We start from the raw sequence: 19,185 nt of genomic DNA on the forward strand, positions 1-19,185 counted from the left end.
GTCATGGCACGGGACTACTACGAGGTGTTGGGCGTGTCGCGGAGCGCGAGCCAGGACGAGATCCAACAGGCGTATCGCAAACTCGCCCGCAGGTTGCACCCCGACGTCAACAAGGACCCCGGTGCGGAGGAGCGTTTCAAGGACCTCAACGAAGCACACAGCGTCCTGTCCGATCCCAAGACCCGGGCCCGCTACGACCGCTTCGGCGAGGACTTCCGCAAGATCCCCGAGGACTTCGACGAACGGGTCGCGGCCGCAGCGGGCGGCGGCTTCCGCGGCCGGAGGACCGCGGGCGGGGGCGGTCCTCGCGTCCGGTACACCACTGGCTTCGGTGACGACTTCGGCGCGGAGGGCATCGACATCGAGGACCTGTTCGGCTCCATGTTCGGAGCCGGCGCCGCCCGAGGCGGCGTCCCGGGAGCGGACCAGGAGGCCGAACTGCCGCTCACTGTCGAGGAGGCGTACCGAGGCGGCCGTCGCACCGTCACACTGGCCGGCCCCACCGGGCAGCCGCGGCGGTACGAGGTCGACGTGCCGCCGGGCGTCACCGACGGGCAGCGCATCCGGCTGGCGGGCGAGGGCGGCCGGGGCAGTGGTGACGCCGCCGCGGGCGACCTGTACCTGCGGGTGCGTATCCAGCCCCACCCCCGGTTCCGGCTGGACGGCCGTGACGTGCACGTCCAGGTTCCGGTCGCCCCGTGGGAGGCGGCCCTGGGCGCGACCGTGCCGGTGCCCACGCCGGGCGGCGGCACGGCCAAGGTCACGGTGCCCGCGGGCTCGTCCAGCGGCCGGCGGCTGCGGCTGCGTGGCGAGGGCATGCCGAACCCACGCGGGGCGAACGGCGACCTGTACGCCGAACTCCGCATCATGGTGCCGCCCACCCTCGGCGACCGGGAGCGCGAACTGTTCGAGGAGCTCGCCGCCACTTCCTCGTTCGACCCCAGGAGGACGCGATGAACGACCGACCCGCGGGAACGGGAGGCTTCGGCCAGGCCGGGGTGGGTGGCCGTCCGGTACGAACGGGCGCCGACATCACCGCCTCGACGGCCGTCCGATACGCGCTCGTGCCCGCCCCCATGCTCTCCCTCGACGCCGTGGCCCGTCGCTCGGGCCTCCACCCCGATCTGATCCGCCGGTTCGTCGCCCTCGGCCTGGTCGACGCCGAACGCGACGGCGCAGGGCGCCTGGTGTTCGACCCCACGGCTCCGGCGGTCCTTGCCCGCATCCAGCGGCTGCGCACCGGGCTCTGCCTCAACTACGCATCCATCGGCCTGGTGCTCGACCTGCTCGACCGCATCAGCCTGCTCGAAGCCGCCCTGCGCGGCCGCGGCACGAGGAGTGAAACACCCCCATGGACATGAACCGTCTCACCCAGAAGTCCCAGGAAGCCCTCCAGGAGGCCCAGACCGCGGCCGTCGGCATGGGGCACACCGAGGTCGACGGGGAACACCTGCTGCTCGCACTTCTCGATCAGGAGGACGGTCTGATCCCGCGGTTGCTGCAACAGGCCGGTACCGAACCGAAGGAACTGCGCGCAGCCGTGCGGGAGGAACTCTCCCGCCGCCCGAAGGTCACCGGCCCCGGCGCGGCACCCGGTCAGGTCTTCGTCACTCAGCGCCTGTCCCGCCTGCTCGATGCCGCCGAGCGGGAGGCCAAACGCCTCAAGGACGAGTACGTGTCCGTGGAGCACCTCCTGCTCGCCTTGGCCGAGGAGGGGTCGGCGACCGCCGCCGGACGCCTGTTCAAGGAGCACGGCGTGACCCGGGATTCGTTCCTGAGCGCGCTCACCCAGGTCCGCGGCAACCAGCGGGTCACCTCCGCCAACCCTGAAGTGGCCTACGAGGCGCTGGAGAAGTACGGCCGCGACCTGGTCCTCGAGGCTCGGTCCGGGCGGCTGGACCCGGTCATCGGCCGTGACGCGGAGATCCGCCGCGTCACCCAGATCCTCAGCCGCAAGACCAAGAACAACCCCGTCCTCATCGGCGATCCCGGCGTCGGCAAGACCGCCATCGTCGAGGGCCTGGCCCAGCGCATCGTTCGCGGCGACGTCCCCGAGGGCCTGCGCGACAAGACGGTGTTCGCTCTCGACATGGGCTCCCTGGTCGCGGGCGCCAAGTACCGCGGCGAGTTCGAGGAACGCCTCAAGGCCGTGCTGTCCGAGGTGAAGGCCGCCCAGGGCCGCATCCTGCTCTTCGTCGACGAACTCCACACCGTCGTAGGAGCGGGCGCCGCCGAAGGGGCCATGGACGCGGGCAACATGCTCAAGCCGATGCTCGCCCGCGGCGAACTCCACATGATCGGCGCCACCACCCTCGACGAGTACCGCAAGCACATCGAGAAGGACGCCGCCCTCGAACGCCGCTTCCAGCAGGTCCTGGTCGACGAGCCGAGCGTGGAGGACACCATCTCCATCCTGCGCGGACTGCGCGAACGCCTGGAGGTCTTCCACGGCGTGAAGATCCAGGACACCGCGCTGGTCTCCGCGGCCACCCTCAGCCACCGCTACATCACCGACCGGTTCCTGCCCGACAAGGCCATCGACCTCGTCGACGAGGCGTGCGCCCGGCTGCGTACCGAGATCGACTCGATGCCCGCCGAACTCGACGAGATCACCCGCCGTGTCACCCGCCTGGAGATCGAGGAGGCGGCCCTGTCCAAGGAGACCGACCCCGCCAGCAAAGCCCGTCTGGAGGAGCTGCGCAGGGAACTGGCCGACCTGCGCGGCGAGGCCGACGCCAAACGCGCCCAGTGGGAGGCCGAACGGCAGGCCATCCGCCGCGTGCAGGAACTGCGGCAGGAACTCGAGCAGGTCCGCCACGAGGCGGAGGAGGCCGAACGCGCCTACGACCTCAACCGCGCCGCCGAACTCCGCTACGGCCGCCTCCAGGACCTGGAGCGCCGGCTGAAGGCCGAGGAGGAGCAACTGGCCGCCAAACAGGGGCAGAACCGGCTGCTGCGCGAGGTCGTCACCGAGGAGGAGATCGCCGAGATCGTCGCCGCCTGGACCGGCGTCCCCGTCGCCCGTCTCCAGGAGGGCGAACGCGAGAAACTGCTGCGCCTCGACGAGATCCTGCGCGAGCGCGTCATCGGCCAGGACGAGGCCGTCAAACTCGTCGCCGACGCCATCATCCGCGCCCGCTCCGGCATCCGCGACCCGCGCCGCCCCATCGGCTCGTTCATCTTCCTCGGCCCCACCGGCGTCGGGAAGACCGAGCTGGCCAAGACCCTCGCGGCGGCCCTGTTCGACTCCGAGGAGAACATGGTCCGCCTCGACATGAGTGAGTACCAGGAGCGGCACACCGTCAGCCGGCTCATGGGCGCACCACCCGGATACGTCGGCTACGAGGAAGGCGGCCAGCTCACCGAGGCCGTACGCCGCAAGCCGTACTCGGTCGTGCTGTTCGACGAGATCGAGAAGGCGCACACCGATGTCTTCAACACCCTGCTGCAGATCCTCGACGACGGCCGCATCACCGACTCCCAGGGCCGCACCGTCGACTTCCGCAACACCGTGATCATCATGACGTCCAACATCGGCTCCGAGCACCTCCTCGACGGCGCCACCGCCGACGGCGAGATCAAGCCCGACGCCCGCGCCCTGGTGATGGGCGAGCTGCGCGGGCACTTCCGCCCGGAGTTCCTCAACCGCGTCGACGACATCGTGCTGTTCAGACCGCTCGGCGAGCAGCAGATCGAGCGGATCGTGGAGCTGCAGTTCGACGAGCTGCGCCGCCGACTCGCCGAACGCCGCATCACCGTGGAACTCACCGAAGGGGCTCGAGAGTTGATCGCCCACCAGGGCTACGACCCGGTGTACGGGGCCCGGCCGCTGCGCCGCTACATCTCCCACGAGGTCGAGACGTTGGTCGGGCGCGCCCTGCTGCGCGGTGACGTCCAGGACGGCGCGACGGTCCGCGTCGACGCCGAGGCGGGGGAACTGGTGGTCACCTACGACCAGCCCGAGGACCTGAAGGGAGCGCAGGCGGCATGAGCACGATCCAGGCGACGACCGTCAGATGTCCGACCTGCGGGCGCACCAACCGGGTGCCCGTGGCCGCGGAGGGCCGCCCCAAGTGCGGCCACTGCAAGCAGCCCCTACCGTGGATGGTGGACGCGGGCGACGACGACTTCACCGAGGTCGCCGAGCGGGCCGACGTCCCCGTCGTGGTCGACCTGTGGGCCACCTGGTGCGGCCCCTGCCGCATGGTCAGCCCCGCACTGGAGAAGGTCGCCACCGATCTCGCCGGCCGGATCAAACTCGTCAAGGTCGACGTCGACAAGAACCCGCGACTGTCGCAGCGTTTCGAGGTCCAGGCCGTACCGACACTGCTGATCCTCGACCAGGGCGCGACGGTCGCCCGGCAGGCGGGGGCGGCGCCCGCACCCGCTCTGCGCCAGTGGGTGGAACAGTCGATCACCGCCCGGAAAGGGTGATCCGGATGACCCTGCACGCAGACCCCCACCTCGCGCTGGTCCGGCCGGTCCAGCCGCTGACGCCGGAAGGGTGCCAGGAGTGTCTGATGCTCGGCTCCCCGTGGGTCCACCTGAGGCTCTGCCTGACCTGCGGGCACGTCGGCTGCTGTGACTCCTCGCCGAACAAGCACGCGCGCGGGCACGCGGCTGCCGACGCCCATCCGATCGTGCAGTCGTTCCAGCCCGGCGAGGAATGGCGCTGGTGCTACGTGCACGAGGCGTTCGTCTGATGTCCGGCGACCAGTCGCTGCCGGGCGAGGAACCGGTGCCGAAGGAAGCGGAAGAGGCCGCCCCTTGGGAGACCCCGGACATCTACGGAGCGTATCCGCGCCTTACGGAGGACCAGACAGCACGTCTGGCGGAGCACGGGCAACGCCGGAGCATGGCTCCGAACGACGTGCTGATCCGGGAGGGGGAGCGCTGCGAGACGTTCTTCGTCGTCCTCAGCGGTACCGTCGCCGTCGTCGAGGACTACGGCACTCCGGAGGAGCACGTGCTGCGCGTGCACGGCCCCGGTCGCTTCATCGGCGAACTCGGGCTGCTGCACGGACAGGTGTCCTTCTACACCGCCGTCGCCAGGGAGCCGGGCGAGGTCCTCGTCGTCTCCTTGGACCAGTTGCGCCGCCTGGTGTCCCGGGACCCCGCCATCGGGGACATCGTGCTGCGCGCCTGTCTGTGCCGTCGCGCGCTGCTCGTCGGACAGGGCGCCGGCTTCCGCATCATCGGCTCGCGCTACTCGCCCGACACCAGACGGCTGCGCGAGTTCGCCGTCCGCAACCGGCTGCCGCACCGGTGGATCGACCTGGAGACCGACGAGGAGGCGGAGGAGCTGCTGCGCCGCTTCGGCGTCGGCCCGGAGGAGACACCACTCGTCATCTGGCGGGACACCACCCTGCTACGCAACCCCAGCAACGCGGAACTGGCGCGGCTCATCGGCCTGCCGTCGCTGCCCGCCGCAAACCGTCACGGCGACGTCCTCATCGTAGGCTCCGGACCCGCCGGCCTCGCTGCGGCGGTGTACGCCGCCTCCGAGGGCCTGAGCACCACGGTGGTGGAGGCGATGGCCACCGGCGGCCAGGCCGGCACGTCGTCCCGCATCGAGAATCTGCTCGGCTTCCCCTCCGGCATCTCCGGCGCCGAACTCACCGAACGCGCCGTGCTTCAGGCCGACAAGTTCGGCGCCAGGATCAGCCTTCCGCTGGAGGCGACCGGTCTCCATCCCAAGGACGAGGACCACTACGTGGTGGCGTTCGCCGACGGCAGCGAGATCGCCGCCCGCGCCGTCGTCCTGGCCATGGGTGCCCGCTACCGCCGGCTCCAGGTGCCCGGCATCGAACGCCTGGAGGGCACGAGCGTGCACTACTCGGCGACCGTCTACGAGGCCCAGCAGTGCCGCACCGAGGCGGTGGCCGTCGTCGGCGGAGGCAACTCGGCGGGGCAGGCGGTGCTGTTCCTCGCCGGGTACGCGCCGAAGGTGCACCTGCTGGTCCGAGGAGCCGGCCTTGAGGCCAACATGTCCCGCTACCTGGTCGACCAGGTCGAGCGCCATCCACGGGTGGAGGTCATGCTGCACACCGAGGTCACCGAGGTCATCGGCGAGGAAGTGCTGGAGGAGCTCGACGTGGTCGACAACCGCACGGGCGGGCACCGTCGGCTCGCGGTACGGAGCCTGTTCGTCTTCACCGGAGCCGACCCTCTCACCGAGTGGCTCGCCGGCACCATCGCCCTCGACTCCCGCGGCTTCGTCCTCACCGGGCCGGAGGCCCAGGAAGCCTGCGCCCACCCCGAGGTGTGGCACGGCCGTGGGCGCTCGTGCATGACCCTGGAGGCCAGCCTGCCCGGGGTCTTCGCGGTGGGGGACGTCCGCAGCGGCTCGGTGAAGCGGGTGGCCTCGGCGGCCGGTGAGGGCGCGATGGCCATCCACTTCGTGCACCGGCACCTGGGGCACTCGGCCGTACCCGGCACTGCGGGCACGTCAGCTGTCGCGGGCCACTCGGACGTCTCCCCAAACATACGTCACAAGGAGTCCGCATGGCTCGCATGACGAATGGCGCCCGTCCTGCGCCACGGCGGTGGCGCCCTTCGCGTTCCGTCACCACGGCCGCGCCGCCGGATCGGGCACCGTGCCCGGCTCCCGTGCTGAGCCGCACGCATCCCGATCACGGCCTTCGCGTCCCCTTCCGTCGCCCCTGACCCCTGCTACCGCTCCGCCCGGCGCCCGTGGCATCGTGGGCGCTGGGCGGAGGTGAGCGCATGGCCGATGGTGATCCCGGGCTGTTCGGGCCCTCCTCGGTGACCTGGCAGATGCACGGTGACCCGATGATGTGGGTCGCCGGGATCCGTGCGCTGTATCTGCAGGCCCTGCACCCGCGGGCCGTCCGTGGCGTGCTGCAGAACTCCGACTTCCGCCGTGACGCCTGGGGCCGGCTGATGCGTACCGCCGACTTCGTCGGCACCACGACGTACGGCACCACCGCGGCCGCCGAGCGGGCGGGCGCCCGGGTGCGCAGGATCCACCGGCTGCTCAGCGCGACCGACCCCGCGACCGGCGAGCGCTACGGCGTCGACGAGCCGGCGCTGCTGCTCTGGGTGCACTGCGCGGAGATCGACTCCTACCTCCACGTCGTGCGCCGCTCCGGCTTCCCGCTCGGCGACGCGGACGCCGACCGCTACATCGCCGAACACCGCGTCAGCGCCCGCCTGGTGGGCCTCGACCCGGACGCCGTTCCGGCCGACCGGGCCGAGCTGGCCCGGTACTTCGAGAAGGCGCGGCCCGCACTGGCCGCGGGACCCGAGGCACGCGAAGTGGACGACTTCCTCCTCCGCCCGCCGACGCACCCCCTCCTGCTCCCCGCGCGCGAGGTGCTGTGGCGGCGCGTGGCGCATCTGGCGTACGCCTCCCTGCCCCCGTACGCCCACGAGCTGTACGGCAGACCGGCCCCCGCGGCCGCCACCGTCACCCGCCGGCTCCGGGCCACGGGCGCCCTGCTGCGGTGCGTTCCCGCACGTCTGCGCTGGCAACTGCCGCCCAAACACGTCCTGCGCGCCATGGCGAGGCTCGGCCCCGGAGCCCGGCCCGCACCATACAAAGTGGGGCGATAGCCCGCCATACTGGACGGGCTGGGGGGTGTGTCACGGAACGGGTCGCGTCGCGCGCGGCCCGGGGGACCGTGGCGCTGTCCCTGAGGGGCGGGGCGGACGGCGACGGGGGCGACGGCGCGCGATGGGGGAGAACAGGCTGATCCAGGGCCGTTACCGGCTGCTCGACCTGATCGGGCGGGGTGGCATGGGCGAGGTGTGGCGTGCCCGGGACGAGTCGCTGGGGCGGCAGGTCGCGGTGAAGTGCCTCAAGCCGCTCGGCCCGCAGCACGACGCGTCCCTCAACCGGGTGGTGCGCGAGCGGTTCCGCCGGGAGGCCAGAGTGGCCGCGGCGCTCTCCCACCGCGGGGTGACCGTCGTCCACGACTTCGGCGAGGACGACGGCGTCCTCCACCTCGTCATGGAACTCCTGGACGGTCGCGACCTCAGCCGGCTCCTGGAGGACGCCGAGGGGCACCCGCTTCCGGTGGACGAGGTGATCGACATCGCGGAGCAGGTGGCGGCCGCCCTCGCTTACACCCACCGGCAGGGCGTGGTCCACCGCGACCTGAAACCCGCCAACATCGTCCGGCTGGCCGACGGCACCGTGAAGATCTGCGACTTCGGCATCGCCCGCCTCGGGCACGACATCGGCTTCACCGCCCGGCTGACCGGCACCGGCGTCGCGATGGGCACCCCGCACTACATGTCACCGGAACAGATCGCCGGCACCGAGGTCGACCAGCGCAGCGACCTGTACTCGCTGGGCTGCGTGCTCTACGAGATCGCCACCGGGACGCCCCCGTTCGACCTGGACGACGCCTGGGCGATCCTCGTCGGCCACCGCGACACCCCGCCGAGACCGCCGCGCGTCCGGCGCCCCGAACTGCCCGCGCCCTTCGAAAGGATCGTCCTCGACCTGCTGGCCAAGCGCCCCGAGGACCGGCCCCACGACGCCGAGGAACTGGGGGGCCGGCTGGCGGCGCGCCGCGCGGCGGCCGGGTACGTGCCGACGGTCCTGACGTCCTGGCCGCCGGCCGGCGGGGCGGCCGGGCGCGAGACCCCCCTGCCGTCCTGGACCCGGGGCATGACCACCGGCCACAAGGCGGTCGGCGCCGGACTGCGCCCCGCCCCCGCCGACCCCGGCGCGGCCCTCACCGGTGCCTGGACCCTCCCGGCCGCCACCGGTGCCGGGCCGGCGGTCCTGATCCGGCCGTCTCCGGACGCCGTCGCCGCCCTCGCCGCCCGGCACCACGAGGGGCTCGCCCTCGCCCGGCGCGGCCACTGGGCCGGGGCGCGCGAGATCCACCTGGCCGTCGCCGCCGAACGGGCGGCCCTGCTCGGCCCCGACCACCCCGACACCCTCGCCAGCCGCTACGAGGCCGCCTTCACCCTCAGCCGCACCGGCCGGGCCGCCGCCGCGCTGCGCGCCTACACTGGCGTCGCGGAGGCCCGGGAACGCGTCCTCGGCCCCGACCATCCCGACACCCTGGCCGCCCGCCAGGAGACCGCCTACGTCCTGGGCCGGCTGGGCCGCCACTTCGAGGCCCACCAGACCTACACCGCGGTGCTGGCAGCCCGGCTGCGGGTCATGGGGCCCGACCACGCCGACACCCTGCGCTGCCGGCACAACCTCGCCCTCAACCTCAGCCGGCTCGGCCGCCTGGAGGACGCGCACCGCATGGCGCTCGACGTGGCCGCCGCGCGGGCCCGGGTGCTCGGCCCCGACCACCCCGACACCCTGGTGACCCGGTACGAGGTGGCCTACACGCTGGGGCAGGCGGGCCGCTGGGAGGAGGCGCTGCGCACCTACCGGGAGGTGGCCGAGGCGCGCGCCCGTACCCTCGGCCCCGACCACCCCGACACCCTCGCCGCCCGCTACGAGGCCGGGATCAGCCTCGGCCGGCTCGGCCGCAGCGCGGACGCCCTGCGCGTCTACCGCGACCTCGTGGAGGACCGGAGCAGGGTCCAGGGCGCCGCCCACCCCGACACCCTGCGCGCCCGGCACGGCCTCGGCGTCAACCTCGGCCGGCTCGGGCGCTGGGAGGAGGCCCTGGCGGAGGCCCGCGACGTGTGCGCGCAGCGCGAGCGCGTCCTCGGCCCCGAGCATCCCGACACCCTGGTCAGCCGCCGCGAGATCGCCGTCGCCCTGGGCTGGCTCGGCCGCTGGACGGCCGCCCTCACCGAGTACGGCAGGGTCGCCGCGGCCCGCGAGCGCGTCCTCGGCCCGGACCACCCCGACACCCTCGCCAGCCGCCATGACGAGGCCCACTGCCTGGAGCAACTGGGCCGCGGCGCGGAGGCGGTGGAGCTGTACCGCAGGGTCGCGGTGCTGAGCCGGCAGCGGGTCTCCGGAGGCCGCTGACCGTCACCGGTACGGCGGCTCGGACGCCCGCTCGGGCTGCCTTTGGCATGTGCCAACGGTATTTCGCCTGATTGGCGGTGCCTCGGCAGGGGCGCGGCCTGAGATCGTGGCGCCAGTTTCCCGGTGGAGCGAACCCCGGTGACCGGCCACTCGGCCACAAGTGAGTCCCACCCCCCACGGACAGCGGCGCCCCCGCCGTTTCGCGCGTCGGCGCCGCGCGTCCCCCGCCCAGAGACACACCCAGAGACACACCCAGAGACAGGAGTCGAACGTGCGTGTCATGATCCAAATGCGCCCCGGGCCCGACGTCGTCGCGGCCGTCATCGATCCGGGCGTCACCACCACCGCCGCCGACGTCGCCGGCCCGATCCCGGGAATCGCACTGGACCCGGGCTTCGAGCCGGTGGCGGTGCCCAGGCCCCAGCCCGCGGCACCCGGCGCGGACCCGCTGTCCCTGGAGACCGCCAGGTTCTCCATGGCACCCGAGCACGCCAGTGTCCTCGTACGGGGCGAGATCCAGGACTACGACGTGGCCAGCCGCTACGCGATGCTGGCCCTGGCCCGTCCGGACATCGTGGGCATCTCCTCCGACCCGGCCATCGAGGCCCTGCCGACCTGCGGGGGCGACGGCCCGGTGGGCGACTGGCACGACGTACAGGCCAAGCTGACCGACCACCTGGGGTCGGAGGGCATGGACGGCGACGGAGTCGCCCTCGCCATCCTCGACACCGGCATCAACGTCGCCCACGTGTCCCGGATCCTCGGCCAGGACGTCACCGTCGACGCGGCCCGCAGCTGGAAGCCCGCCGGGGTCACCGGGAACTTCGGGCAGTTCCCGGTGGACCACGGCTCCATGTGCGCCTTCGACACCAGGATCACCGCGCCCCGCGCCACGCTCCTGGACATCCCCGTCCTGCGGCCGAAGCCGCTGCTCGCCCTGCTCTCCGACGCCGTCGCGGCCTTCGCCCACCTGCGCGGTGTCCTGGACGCGATGCCGGGGGACGGGCGTTCGCTGGTGGTCAGCAACAGCTGGGGGTCCTTCAGCCCCGCCTCGGACTTCCCGCCCGGCCACCCCGGCAACTACTCGGACAACCCCGCGCACCCCTTCAACCTGGCCGTCAGCGCTCTGGAGCAGGCGGGCGCGGACATCCTCTTCGCGGCCGGCAACTGCGGCCGGGAGTGCCCCGACGCCCGCTGCGCCTTTCCCGACCGGCCCCTCAACGGAGCCAACTCGCACCCGCGCGCGCTGTCCGTCGGAGGCGTCGACACCCGCGGCGCCCGGGTGGGCTACTCCTCCGAGGGGCCCGGGCGGCTCAGCCGGCGCAAGCCGGACGTCTGCACGTTCACCCACTTCGCCGGATCGCAGGCGTTCGGCCCGGACGAGCCGGACACCGGGACCTCAGCGGCCTGCCCCGTCGCCGCCGGTGTGGTCGCCGCGGTGCGCTCCCAGCTCTCCGCCACCGAGCTGCCTCCGGCCGACCTGCGCACGCTGCTGCGCCGTACGGCGGACGACCTCGGAATGGCCGGCTTCGACTTCAAGTTCGGGTACGGCATGGTGGACGCGGCAGGCATCGTCGAGGCGGTGCGCAGGCGCCGGAAGAACGGCCGTCGTCACTGAGGAGAAGCCATGACCCAGGGCCCCGCCGTCCTCGTCACGGTGACCCTGCCCGCCGGGGCGACGCTGGAGGACGCCCTGCGCCGGTACGGACTGACCCCCGACCAGGTCGACGAGGAGTACGGACTCGTCTCCGTGGACCCGGCCAAGGGCCTGTACGCCCTGCTCGTCAGCGAGGACGCGGCGGCCCGCCTCACCGGCGGCCCCGGCGCGTCCGGCCCGTACGCGAACCCGCGCATCGAGCCCTACGGCCCGCCGCGACCCGCACCCGGGACCGGCGAGGACGCACGCTGAGCGGCACGCCGGGGGCCGGTCCGGCCACCGCCGGTCCGGCCCCCGGCGCCGCGTACCTATGGCCCCGCTTGATCGTCTCGTGCTACGAAGAGGCATGCCTGCCGACGAGGGAACCCGCAGCTACGACGCCGTCATCGTCGGCGGCGGCCACAACGGTCTGGTCGCCGCCGCCTACCTGGCCCGGGCCGGCCGCAGTGTGCTGGTGCTGGAACGGCTGGACCACACCGGCGGCGCCGCCGTGTCCACCCGGCCGTTCGCGGGGGTGGACGCCCGGCTGTCGCGCTACTCCTACCTGGTCAGCCTGCTGCCCCGGAAGATCCTGCGCGACCTCGGGATCGAGGTCGGCCTCCGCGGCCGCACCATCTCCTCGTACACCCCCGTCGAGCGCGGCGGACGGCCCACCGGACTGCTCGTCGGCGGCGGCGAGCCGCGTACCCGGGCGGCCTTCGCCCGGCTGACCGGCGGCGAGCGCGAGTACACGGCCTGGCAGCGCTTCTACGGCATGACCCACGAGGTCGCCCAGCGCGTCTTCCCCACCCTCACCGAACCGCTGCCCACCCGGGACGAGCTGCGCCGCCGCGTCGACGACGAGGCCGCCTGGCGGGCACTGTTCGAGGAGCCCATCGGCGTCGCCGTCGAGGAGAACTTCACCGACGACCTGGTGCGGGGCGTGGTCCTCACCGACGCGCTGATCGGCACCTTCGCCGACGCCCACGACGCCTCCCTCGCCCAGAACCGCTGCTTCCTCTACCACGTCATCGGCGGCGGCACCGGCGCCTGGGACGTGCCCGTCGGCGGCATGGGCGCCCTGACCGACGCGCTGGCGGCCGCCGCGCGCTCGGCCGGCGCGGTGATCGCCACCGGACACGAGGCGCTGGGCATCGACACCGACGGGCGCACCGCCGAGGTCCGCTACCGCAGCGCCGACGGGGAGGGCGTCGCGGCCGCCCGGCACGTCCTGGTGAACGCCTCCCCACGCGAACTGGCCGTGCTGACGGGGGACCCGGCCCCCGAGCCCGCCGAGGGCGCCCAGCTCAAGGTGAACATGCTGCTCACGCGGCTGCCCAGGCTCCGCGACCCCGACGTCGACCCGCGTGAGGCCTTCGCGGGCACCTTCCACATCGCCGAGGGCTATCACCAGCTCGCCACCGCCCACGCCCAGGCCGCCGCCGGAGAGCTGCCCGGCGCGCCGCCCTCGGAGATCTACTGCCACTCGCTGACCGACCCCAGCATCCTCGGCCCCGACCTCGCCGGGCGCGGCTACCAGACGCTGACCCTGTTCGGCCTGCACACCCCCGCCCGGCTGTTCGCCCACGACAACGACGCGGTGCGCGAGGAACTGCTGAAGACCACCCTCGCCCAGCTCGACGCCCACCTCGCCGAACCCCTCGCCGACTGCCTGGCCACGGACGCCGACGGCCGCCCCTGCATCGAGGCGAAGACCCCGCTCGACCTGGAACGCGACCTGCGCCTGCCCGGCGGCAACATCTTCCACCGCGCCCTGTCCTGGCCGTACGCCCAGGAGGGCACCGGACGCTGGGGCGTGGAGACCCGCCACGCCAACGTGCTCCTGTGCGGCGCGGGCGCGGTGCGCGGGGGAGGGGTGAGCGGAGTTCCGGGACACAACGCGGCGATGGCGGTGCTGGCGGACCAGGCGACCGCTCCGCAAGTTATCTGACGGAGCATCAGAAAAAGTCTTCCGTCGTACGGGGGACTGCGGCATCCTGCGCCCATGCAGACGGAGCTGAGCAGGAAACTGGGCGTCGAGCACGCCGTCTTCGGCTTCACGCCGTTCCCCGCCGTGGCCGCCGCCATCAGCAGGGCCGGCGGCTTCGGAGTGCTCGGCGCGGTCCGCTACACCGCGCCCGACGAGCTGAAGCGCGACCTCGACTGGATCGAGGCGCACGCGGAGGGCCGGCCCTACGGCCTGGACGTGGTGATGCCCGCGAAGAAGGTCGAGGGCGTCACCGAGGCGGACGTCGAGGCGATGATCCCCGAGGGCCACCGCCGGTTCGTGCGGGACACCCTCGCCCGGTACGGCGTCCCGGAACTGGCCGAGGGCGAGGCGTCCGGCTGGCGCATCACCGGCTGGATGGAGCAGGTCGCCCGGAACCAGCTCGACGTCGCCTTCGACTACCCGATCAGGCTGCTCGCCAACGCCCTCGGCTCCCCGCCCGCCGACGTCGTCGCCCGCGCTCACGACCGAGACGTCCTGGTCGCCGCGCTCGCGGGCAGCGCCCGGCACGCCCGCAAGCACCAGGAGGCGGGCATCGACGTCGTGGTGGCCCAGGGCTACGAGGCGGGCGGCCACACCGGCGACATCGCCACCATGGTGCTGACCCCCGAGGTCGTGGAGGCGGTCGACCCGCTGCCCGTCCTCGCCGCGGGCGGCATCGGCAGCGGACAGCAGGTGGCGGCCGCCCTCGCCCTCGGCGCCCAGGGCGTCTGGCTCGGCTCCGTGTGGCTCACCACCACCGAAGCCGACCTCCACTCGCCCGCCCTCACCCGCAAGCTCCTCGCCGCCGGGTCCGGCGACACCGTCCGCTCCCGCGCCCTGACCGGCAAACCGGCGCGCCAGCTGCGCACCGAGTGGACCGACGCCTGGGACGGCCCGGACGGACCCGGCACCCTGCCCATGCCGTTGCAGGGCCTGCTGGTCGCCGACGCCGTCTCCCGGATCCAGAAGTACGAGATCGCCCCGCTGCTCGGCACCCCCGTCGGCCAGATCGTCGGCCGGATGACGAGCGAACGCGCCGTCCAGGCCGTCTTCGACGACCTCACCCGCGGCTTCGAGCGAGCCGTCGACCGTGTGAACCGCATCGCCGGAAGGAGCGGCCCGTCGTGACCACACCCCCCGCCGGCTTCTGGGCCCAGGCCGCCCAGGACCCCGAACGCACCGTCCTGATCGCCCCCGACGGCGAACCGTGGACCGCGGGCCGCCTGCACGCCGACGCCAACCGGCTCGTCCACGGGCTGCGCGCCGCGGGCCTGAACCGGGGCGACGCCTTCGCCGTCGTCCTGCCCAACGGGGTCGAGTTCCTCACCGCCTACCTGGCCGCCAGTCAGGCCGGGTTCTACCTGGTCCCGGTCAACCACCACCTGGTGGGCCCGGAGATCGCCTGGATCGTCTCCGACTCCGGCGCCAAGGTCCTCGTCGCGCACGAGAGGTTCGGCGAAGCGGCCCGCCGGGCCGCCGACGAGGCCGGGCTGCCCGCCTCCCACCGGTACGCGGTCGGCACGGTCGACGGCTTCCGGCCGTACGCCGAACTCCTCGACGGACAGCCCGCGTCCGCCCCCGGCGAGCGCACGCTCGGCTGGGTCATGAACTACACCTCCGGGACGACCGGACGCCCGCGGGGCATCCGCCGCCCACTGCCCGGCAAGGCCCCCGAGGAGGCCTACCTCGGCGGCTTCCTCGGCATCTTCGGCATCCGGCCCTTCGACGGCAACGTCCACCTGGTCTGCTCGCCGCTCTACCACACGGCCGTCCTGCAGTTCGCGGGCGCGTCCCTGCACATCGGCCACCGCCTGGTGCTCATGGACAAGTGGACGCCCGAGGACATGCTCCGGCTCATCGACACCCACCAGTGCACCCACACCCACATGGTCCCCACCCAGTTCCACCGCCTCCTGGCACTCCCGGAGGAGGTGCGGGCGCGCCACGACGTGTCGTCCATGCGGCACGCCATCCACGGCGCCGCCCCCTGCCCCGACCACGTCAAGCGGGCCATGATCGACTGGTGGGGCGACTGCGTGGAGGAGTACTACGCGGCCAGCGAGGGCGGCGGGGCCTTCGCCACCGCCGAGGACTGGCTGAAGAAGCCCGGCACGGTCGGCAGGGCCTGGCCCATCAGCGAACTCGCGGTCTTCGACGACGACGGCGACCGGCTGCCGCCCGGCCGGATCGGCACCGTCTACATGAAGATGAGCACCGGCGGCTTCTCGTACCACAAGGACGAGACCAAGACGCGGAAGAACCGCATCGGCGACTTCTTCACCGTGGGCGACCTCGGCTACCTGGACGAGGACGGCTACCTGTTCCTGCGCGACCGCAAGATCGACATGATCATCTCCGGCGGGGTCAACATCTACCCGGCCGAGATCGAGTCCGCGCTGCTCGCCCACCCCGCCGTCGCCGATGCCGCCGCCTTCGGCATCCCGCACGACGACTGGGGCGAGGAGGTCAAGGCCGTCGTCGAACCGGCACCCGGGCACGAGCCGGGGCCGGCCCTCGCCGCCGCCCTGCTCGACCACTGCGCGGACCGCCTCGCCGGCTACAAGCGGCCCAGGAGCGTCGACTTCATCGCCGAGATGCCCCGCGACCCCAACGGCAAGCTGTACAAGCGGCGGCTGCGCGACCCCTACTGGGAAGGCCGCGCACGTCCGGTGTGAGGGTTCTTGACCTGCGCGTCCGGCGGGCCGAGGATCGGCTGTCATGACGCAGGGACACGGCAGCACCGTAGACGGGGTGCTGCGGCGCAGCGCCCGCCGCACCCCGGCCCGCGTGGCGCTGGAGTACGGCGAACGCAGCTGGACGTACGGGGAACTCGACGACGCCGTCTCCCGGGCGGCGGGCCTCCTGCTCGCCGAGGGGCTCGTCCCCGGCGACCGGGTGGCCGCCTACGGGCACAACTCCGACGCCTACCTGCTCGCCTTCCTCGCCTGCGCCCGCGCCGGCCTGGTGCACGTGCCGGTCAACCAGAACCTGACCGGTGACGACCTCGCGTACCTCCTCGGCCAGTCCGGCAGCACCCTGGTGCTCACCGACCCGGACCTCGCCGGGCGGCTGCCCGACGGCGCCCGCGCGCTGCCCCTGCGGGACACCGCGGACTCCCTCCTGACCCGGCTGGCGGACGCGCCGCCGTACGACGGACCCGAACCGCGCGCCGAGGACCTGGTGCAGCTGCTGTACACCTCGGGCACCACCGCCCTGCCCAAGGGCGCGATGATGACCCACCGGGCCCTGGTGCACGAGTACCTGAGCGCGATCACCGCCCTCGACCTGAGCGCGGGCGACCGGCCGGTGCACGCGCTGCCGCTCTACCATTCCGCGCAGATGCACGTGTTCCTGCTGCCGTACCTCGCCGTGGGCGCGACGAACATCGTCCTGGACGCGCCCGACGGGGACCGCCTCTTCGACCTGATCGAGGCCGGCCGCGTGGACAGCCTGTTCGCACCGCCGACGGTGTGGATCGCCCTGGCGAACCGGCCCGACTTCGCCGCCCGGGACCTGGGCGGACTGCGCAAGGCCTACTACGGGGCGTCGATCATGCCCGTGCCGGTGCTGCGGCGGCTGCGCGAACGGCTGCCGGGGCTCGCCTTCTACAACTGCTTCGGGCAGAGCGAGATCGGCCCGCTGGCCACCGTGCTCGGACCCGACGAGCACGAGGGCCGCCTCGACTCCTGCGGCCGGACCGTGCTGTTCGTGGACGCCCGCGTCGTGGACGACAAGGGCGAGGACGTGCCGGCCGGCACCCCGGGCGAGATCGTCTACCGCTCACCGCAGTTGTGCGAGGGCTACTGGAACAAGCCGGAGGAGACCGCCGAGGCGTTCCGCGACGGCTGGTTCCACTCCGGTGACCTCGCAGTGCGCGACGAGGACGGCTGGTTCACCATCGTCGACCGGGTCAAGGACGTCATCAACTCCGGTGGCGTGCTGGTCGCCTCACGCCAGGTCGAGGACGTCCTCTACACCCACGAGTGCGTCGCCGAGGCCGCCGTGATCGGACTGCCCGACGAGCACTGGGTGGAGGCCGTGACGGCGGTGGTCGTCCCCCGCGGCGAGGTGACCGAGGAGCAACTCGTCACCCACGTACGGGAGAAGCTCACCGCCTTCAAGGCACCCAAGCGGGTCCTGTTCGTCGACGCGCTGCCGCGCAACGCCAGCGGGAAGATCCTCAAGCGGGAACTGCGGGACCACTTCGGCAACAGGCCCTAGCGGGGGCGCAGGTCCACGATCCGGCGGATCTTGCCGACGGAGCGCTCCAGCGACTCCGGCTCCACGATCTCCACGTCCACGGAGACCCCGACGCCGTCCTTCACGGCCGCCGCGATGGCCCGGGCCGCCTCCTGCCGGGTCTCGGGGGTGGCACCCGGGCGGGCCTCGGCCCGTACCGTGAGGGCGTCCATACGGCCGTCGCGGGACAGCCGGAGCTGGAAGTGCGGCGCGACTCCGGGGGTGCGCAGCACGATCTCCTCGATCTGGGTCGGGAACAGGTTGACCCCGCGCAGGATCACCATGTCGTCGCTGCGCCCGGTGATCTTCTCCATGCGCCGGAACACCCGGGCCGTGCCCGGCAGCAGCCGGGTCAGGTCCCGGGTCCGGTACCGGACGATCGGCATGGCCTCCTTGGTCAGCGAGGTGAACACCAGCTCGCCCCGCTCGCCTTCCGGTAGCACCTCGCCGGTGATCGGGTCGACGACCTCCGGGTAGAAGTGGTCCTCCCACACGTGCAGGCCGTCCTTGGTCTCCACGCACTCCTGGGCGACGCCCGGGCCGATCACCTCGGACAGCCCGTAGATGTCGACGGCGTCGATCCCGAACCGCTCCTCGATCTCCTGCCGCATCCGCTCGGTCCACGGCTCGGCCCCGAACACGCCCACCCGCAGCGAGGTGCCGCGCGGGTCCACGCCCTGGCGCTCGAACTCGTCCAGCAGGGTCAGCATGTACGAGGGGGTGACCATGATGACGCCGGGCTCCAGGTCCCGGATGAGCTGGACCTGCCGGGCCGTCATGCCGCCGGACGCCGGGACGACCGTGCAGCCCAGGCGCTCGGCGCCGTAGTGGGCGCCCAGGCCGCCGGTGAACAGGCCGTAGCCGTAGGCCACGTGCGCGATGTCACCGGGCCGCGCGCCCGCCGCGCGCAGGGAGCGGGCCACCATGTCGGCCCACATGGAGAGATCGTTCTCGGTGTAGCCGACCACCGTGGGCAGGCCCGTGGTGCCGCTGGAGGCGTGCAGCCGGCGGATGCGTTCGCGGGGCACGGCGAACATGCCGTACGGGTACTGCGACCGCAGGTCGGCCTTGGTGGTGAACGGGAAGTGCGCCAGGTCGTCGAGGGAGCGGCAGTCCTCGGGGCGGAGACCGGCCTTGTCGAAGGACTCGCGGTAGAAGGGCACGTTCTCGTAGGCGTGCCGGAGCGAGGCCCGCAGCCGCTCGAGCTGGAGCGCCCGCAGTTCCTCGGCCCCGAGCCTCTCGCCCGCGTCCAGCAGGTCCGTCGCATCCGCCATCGGGACTACTCCCTCGCCATCCACGCATTACGGACGACCGATCATTCGGTCGACCTCCTCGGGTCAGTAATTCAGGCCATCCGCTTCCAGGCAAGGGGTGTGCCCGAATTTTCCCGCCGGACCAGGGGCC

General features: G+C 72.8%; 15 protein-coding genes. 14 read left to right on the top strand and 1 reads right to left on the bottom strand.

Translation table 11 applies throughout. The features are described from left to right. Nucleotides 1-3: 3 nt before the first annotated feature. From PV343_RS09150 to PV343_RS09215, 14 genes are all read left to right on the top strand, one after another. Nucleotides 4-957, top strand: a complete 954-nt coding sequence (locus tag PV343_RS09150; protein WP_319146313.1) for a J domain-containing protein — start codon at nucleotides 4-6, stop codon at nucleotides 955-957. Beyond that, nucleotides 954-1,361: a chaperone modulator CbpM gene (locus PV343_RS09155; protein WP_319146314.1), complete on the top strand. Its 408-nt coding sequence runs from the start codon at nucleotides 954-956 to the stop codon at nucleotides 1,359-1,361. The genes PV343_RS09150 and PV343_RS09155 overlap by 4 nt, the downstream gene beginning before the upstream one ends. Beyond that, nucleotides 1,352-3,991, top strand: a complete 2,640-nt coding sequence (gene clpB / locus PV343_RS09160) for an ATP-dependent chaperone ClpB (RefSeq protein ID WP_319146315.1) — start codon at nucleotides 1,352-1,354, stop codon at nucleotides 3,989-3,991. Before PV343_RS09155 ends, clpB begins: the two co-directional genes overlap by 10 nt. After that, nucleotides 3,988-4,434 carry a thioredoxin gene (gene trxA, locus PV343_RS09165; protein ID WP_319146316.1) on the top strand — a complete coding sequence of 149 codons (447 nt, stop codon included), beginning with the start codon at nucleotides 3,988-3,990 and terminating at the stop codon, nucleotides 4,432-4,434. Before clpB ends, trxA begins: the two co-directional genes overlap by 4 nt. A 5-nt stretch (nucleotides 4,435-4,439) precedes the next feature. Then, nucleotides 4,440-4,703 (top strand): UBP-type zinc finger domain-containing protein, encoded by a 264-nt coding sequence (locus PV343_RS09170; RefSeq protein ID WP_319146317.1) that lies wholly within the window; start codon nucleotides 4,440-4,442, stop codon nucleotides 4,701-4,703. Continuing rightward, a complete protein-coding gene (locus tag PV343_RS09175; protein ID WP_319146318.1) occupies nucleotides 4,703-6,517 on the top strand; it encodes an FAD-dependent oxidoreductase in 1,815 nt (604 codons plus the stop codon). The genes PV343_RS09170 and PV343_RS09175 overlap by 1 nt, the downstream gene beginning before the upstream one ends. Before the next feature lie 209 nt (nucleotides 6,518-6,726). Beyond that, entirely contained in the window at nucleotides 6,727-7,575 is an 849-nt protein-coding gene (locus PV343_RS09180; protein WP_319146319.1) for an oxygenase MpaB family protein, read from the top strand. Between the two features lie 121 nt (nucleotides 7,576-7,696). Then, entirely contained in the window at nucleotides 7,697-9,916 is a 2,220-nt protein-coding gene (locus tag PV343_RS09185) for a serine/threonine-protein kinase (protein WP_319146320.1), read from the top strand. Between the two features lie 280 nt (nucleotides 9,917-10,196). After that, nucleotides 10,197-11,534: a S8 family serine peptidase gene (locus PV343_RS09190; RefSeq protein ID WP_319146321.1), complete on the top strand. Its 1,338-nt coding sequence runs from the start codon at nucleotides 10,197-10,199 to the stop codon at nucleotides 11,532-11,534. Between the two features lie 9 nt (nucleotides 11,535-11,543). After that, nucleotides 11,544-11,825 carry a hypothetical protein gene (locus tag PV343_RS09195; RefSeq protein WP_319146322.1) on the top strand — a complete coding sequence of 94 codons (282 nt, stop codon included), beginning with the start codon at nucleotides 11,544-11,546 and terminating at the stop codon, nucleotides 11,823-11,825. Between the two features lie 94 nt (nucleotides 11,826-11,919). Further along, nucleotides 11,920-13,503, top strand: a complete 1,584-nt coding sequence (locus PV343_RS09200) for an NAD(P)/FAD-dependent oxidoreductase (RefSeq protein ID WP_319146323.1) — start codon at nucleotides 11,920-11,922, stop codon at nucleotides 13,501-13,503. A gap of 54 nt (nucleotides 13,504-13,557) precedes the next feature. Then, a complete protein-coding gene (locus PV343_RS09205; protein ID WP_319146325.1) occupies nucleotides 13,558-14,670 on the top strand; it encodes a nitronate monooxygenase in 1,113 nt (370 codons plus the stop codon). Further along, entirely contained in the window at nucleotides 14,667-16,217 is a 1,551-nt protein-coding gene (locus PV343_RS09210) for an acyl-CoA synthetase (RefSeq protein ID WP_319146326.1), read from the top strand. The genes PV343_RS09205 and PV343_RS09210 overlap by 4 nt, the downstream gene beginning before the upstream one ends. A 43-nt stretch (nucleotides 16,218-16,260) precedes the next feature. Continuing rightward, nucleotides 16,261-17,763: an acyl-CoA synthetase gene (locus PV343_RS09215; protein ID WP_319146327.1), complete on the top strand. Its 1,503-nt coding sequence runs from the start codon at nucleotides 16,261-16,263 to the stop codon at nucleotides 17,761-17,763. On the opposite strand, the gene paaK is transcribed toward PV343_RS09215, so the two are convergent. Next, nucleotides 17,760-19,055: a phenylacetate--CoA ligase PaaK gene (gene paaK / locus PV343_RS09220; protein WP_319146328.1), complete on the bottom strand. Its 1,296-nt coding sequence runs from the start codon at nucleotides 19,053-19,055 to the stop codon at nucleotides 17,760-17,762. The genes PV343_RS09215 and paaK overlap by 4 nt on opposite strands. Nucleotides 19,056-19,185 lie beyond the last annotated feature (130 nt).

This window comes from Streptomyces sp. WI03-4A (genome assembly GCF_033792105.1).
GTDB lineage: Bacteria > Actinomycetota > Actinomycetes > Streptomycetales > Streptomycetaceae > Streptomyces > Streptomyces collinus_A.

What these genes read in the sequence shown, in the direction of transcription:
- PV343_RS09150 (WP_319146313.1), top strand. Translation starts at nt 4, where the DNA reads ATGGCACGGGACTACTACGAGGTGTTGGGCGTGTCGCGGAGCGCGAGC.
- PV343_RS09155 (WP_319146314.1), top strand. Translation starts at nt 954, where the DNA reads ATGAACGACCGACCCGCGGGAACGGGAGGCTTCGGCCAGGCCGGGGTG.
- clpB (WP_319146315.1), top strand. Translation starts at nt 1,352, where the DNA reads ATGGACATGAACCGTCTCACCCAGAAGTCCCAGGAAGCCCTCCAGGAG.
- trxA (WP_319146316.1), top strand. Translation starts at nt 3,988, where the DNA reads ATGAGCACGATCCAGGCGACGACCGTCAGATGTCCGACCTGCGGGCGC.
- PV343_RS09170 (WP_319146317.1), top strand. Translation starts at nt 4,440, where the DNA reads ATGACCCTGCACGCAGACCCCCACCTCGCGCTGGTCCGGCCGGTCCAG.
- PV343_RS09175 (WP_319146318.1), top strand. Translation starts at nt 4,703, where the DNA reads ATGTCCGGCGACCAGTCGCTGCCGGGCGAGGAACCGGTGCCGAAGGAA.
- PV343_RS09180 (WP_319146319.1), top strand. Translation starts at nt 6,727, where the DNA reads ATGGCCGATGGTGATCCCGGGCTGTTCGGGCCCTCCTCGGTGACCTGG.
- PV343_RS09185 (WP_319146320.1), top strand. Translation starts at nt 7,697, where the DNA reads ATGGGGGAGAACAGGCTGATCCAGGGCCGTTACCGGCTGCTCGACCTG.
- PV343_RS09190 (WP_319146321.1), top strand. Translation starts at nt 10,197, where the DNA reads ATGATCCAAATGCGCCCCGGGCCCGACGTCGTCGCGGCCGTCATCGAT.
- PV343_RS09195 (WP_319146322.1), top strand. Translation starts at nt 11,544, where the DNA reads ATGACCCAGGGCCCCGCCGTCCTCGTCACGGTGACCCTGCCCGCCGGG.
- PV343_RS09200 (WP_319146323.1), top strand. Translation starts at nt 11,920, where the DNA reads ATGCCTGCCGACGAGGGAACCCGCAGCTACGACGCCGTCATCGTCGGC.
- PV343_RS09205 (WP_319146325.1), top strand. Translation starts at nt 13,558, where the DNA reads ATGCAGACGGAGCTGAGCAGGAAACTGGGCGTCGAGCACGCCGTCTTC.
- PV343_RS09215 (WP_319146327.1), top strand. Translation starts at nt 16,261, where the DNA reads ATGACGCAGGGACACGGCAGCACCGTAGACGGGGTGCTGCGGCGCAGC.
- paaK (WP_319146328.1), bottom strand. Translation starts at nt 19,055, where the DNA reads ATGGCGGATGCGACGGACCTGCTGGACGCGGGCGAGAGGCTCGGGGCC.